The organism is Gelidibacter sp. (genome assembly GCF_035577925.1).
GTDB lineage: Bacteria > Bacteroidota > Bacteroidia > Flavobacteriales > Flavobacteriaceae > Gelidibacter.
Genome location: NZ_DATJCY010000337.1, coordinates 1 through 2,746, shown reverse-complemented (window position 1 = coordinate 2,746; position 2,746 = coordinate 1). Strand labels below are relative to the sequence as shown.

Genomic DNA, 2,746 nt, shown 5'->3' with positions numbered 1-2,746 from the left:
ATACTTCACCATACCGGCAGCATCTTTCTGACTTTTCAATCTTGTAATAGTTAAATTAACCCCATTCTTAATTGGTTTTGATGCTGAGGAAATCAAAATTGGGTCAAATACTTTTTCCTGAAGAAAACTCATAATCTCAGTTTGTTTACTTGTCATTTTAGTAAGTTATTTATTAATATTGGAATTATACAATTTGTAAATTTCACGCATCACGTTCAATATGACAGCTGACGTTTGTAGTCAGTAATTTCGCATATACAACTTTCGGTAGCGGCGAAGTTTCAATATCTATACACTCATCCTATCGAATGGTTGAAACGAATGTTTCTACGTTTTTATATTTCCGAATAATTTCATCAATTTCAATACCTCTTGAATCCATTATTAACAGCCACTTAGCGTAACACAATGCTGCGTAGAGTTCTTCATTCTCATTTCTATTCGAATAATCACGTTCTATATAAAGCATCAGATACTCCAATTGATACCAGCTATTTCGCAACAGAACGAAACAAACATCATCTTCAGCCTCGCCATCCCACACTTCATAGTTTGGATTGATATATTTTAATATAAAACTGGCAATTCCTTCTAAATAATCCTCATGTTTTTCTTCAAAATCCTTTTCTATCAATGGAATCAAATAATTAAGGAGACCATCACATACAAAAGAAATTCCATCATAAACACCTTCACTTTGTCTTTTTACACTCAGTTCTGTTATTTTAAGTAATACATCTTTAAAGTCCATTTTCTCACCAAGTTGAACATACTTTGAGAATGAGGTCAGCTTTTTCTGCCTTAATTCAAAATAATACATTTCCATTAAGCCCGCATCCTCCAACATAATATGAACATGTTGCATTTGAATAACATCAAATATTTCTTTTTCAAAACCAGATAATATTGGTTTTGGGACATCATTGATAAAGATAGTTTCTCCTGTATTCCCAATTACACGCGTGGCACTACTTAATGCATACCAAGCAACTGTGTTTTGTTCTTTATCTCCATGAAAAATTATTACATCATCCGAATCGTAAATAATAATTGAGTTCCGCTTGATAGGAAGATCAATATCGTCCCAAGTGTAATTTTCTAAAGGAGTAGCTGTAACAGACAAATTCATCTTTTTTCCAAATCGATTTGCGTATTTGAATGTTATCTCTCGTTTCCCAACGCTTATGATTTCCTTGATCGTGTCAATGTCAAAGTGTTTTTCAACTTCTGCTTCAATAAGATGTTCATCCAATCCAGCATATTCTCCAGTAAGAATTATTCCCAAGGTTCTGTTTGTTTGTTTCTTATCACCTCTTTTCCACTTAATTCTTCTTTCGATACTTTTTAGATTTGAAATTTCGCTCATTGTTGTAGTTGTTTTTAGATTAATTGAAATATTATTATATTGTATGTTTTCAAAAAACTCCTATTCACAAAAAGTAAATCAGCTTCCATCTAACCTCTTTTGTATTTCCTAACTAACAATATATGTTGTAGATACTAAGAGGCTATTTACAATATATATATTATACCAATACGAATATGTAATTTAACTTTACACTCAAACATTTTGTTTTTAACATTGAGAAGCAAAATACAATAACTATCATCCTTTATTTAATATTTATTATACTTATATATCTTGTCTTAATCATGAAGTGAGACTTATAAATTTAATATCTAGAATCAAGTTAGTTTATAAAAAGTTTATAATTTGATTGTCAATCATATCATAATATAAATCGACGTCCTCTTGCAGGTGGAAATAATTTTTTATTATCCCTTTTTTCTGAGAATTAATATATATAACAGAATCTCCAATTGTTAGTGGCAGTTTTTCTTATCTGTATGAGGCATTCGATTTATTTATTTCTACTTTTTCAATTCCTATCGTTTCCAAAAATATTCTAATGGCTGTTTTCATTACTTCATTTTTTGGTCCAATTACTACTTCTTTAATAGGGTTTATTTTATTATTATTTGAAAAGTCTAATTCAATATAAGGCGTTGGTATGTCTTGTTTTATTCTAAACTTAATTTCTTCACCTTTTCTATCTTCGCCAAAATAAATTCCACCTTTATCAACAAGTTTCATAAAGTCATTGCTTTTTTTGAAATCTAATAAATGAATAAGTCTTATTTCTTTTTTTTCTATAAATGCGGGGTTTTTAAATGCCGATAAGTCATATCCAAAAACATTACAAAAAGTTTTAAACTCGTTTGAGTCTTCTTGCTTTAATTGATATAATGCATCAATGGTTGCTGTCGCTTCTTTTATCTGTTGTTCCTTGTCATATAAAACTTGTAAAGCTCGAATAGGAAGTCCTAATAATTCTTTTGCATTAAAACCAATAACGTATCCTTTTCCGTCATCTGCATATGCTCTCCATTGACTTAAAACGTCTTTGTCTGTTGAAAAACAATTTGCTAATAGTAAACCTTGAAAACCTGAAAAGTGAATTACTTCATCAATTTCGTCAAGGAATTCTTTTCCATATTTTTCAATTCTTGTATTTGCGGATTGTTCCCAAATAGAATACCCCCAATGTAACTCCATAAAATCATTCATTGAATGCAAGTCATTCATCCAAAGTTTTCTATTAGTGCAAATTGCAAAAAAGGCATTAGAATCACAATAATGATAAATTAAATCATTTTCTTTTGGTTTATATTCTCTTGATATTATCATTTATTGTCTGGGTTATGCTATATTGCCGCTAACGGTTACGTATATGAAACGTTTGGC

At 30.0% G+C, this 2,746-nt stretch carries 2 protein-coding genes; both read right to left on the bottom strand.

The genetic code is table 11. The features are described 5' to 3' along the window. Positions 1-301 precede the first annotated feature (301 nt). Complete coding sequence (locus VNJ50_RS13085) at positions 302-1,366, bottom strand: hypothetical protein (protein ID WP_325582632.1); 1,065 nt, start codon at positions 1,364-1,366, stop codon at positions 302-304. Between the two features lie 474 nt (positions 1,367-1,840). Beyond that, positions 1,841-2,689: a DUF2971 domain-containing protein gene (locus tag VNJ50_RS13080; RefSeq protein WP_325582630.1), complete on the bottom strand. Its 849-nt coding sequence runs from the start codon at positions 2,687-2,689 to the stop codon at positions 1,841-1,843. Between the last annotated feature and the right edge of the window lie 57 nt (positions 2,690-2,746).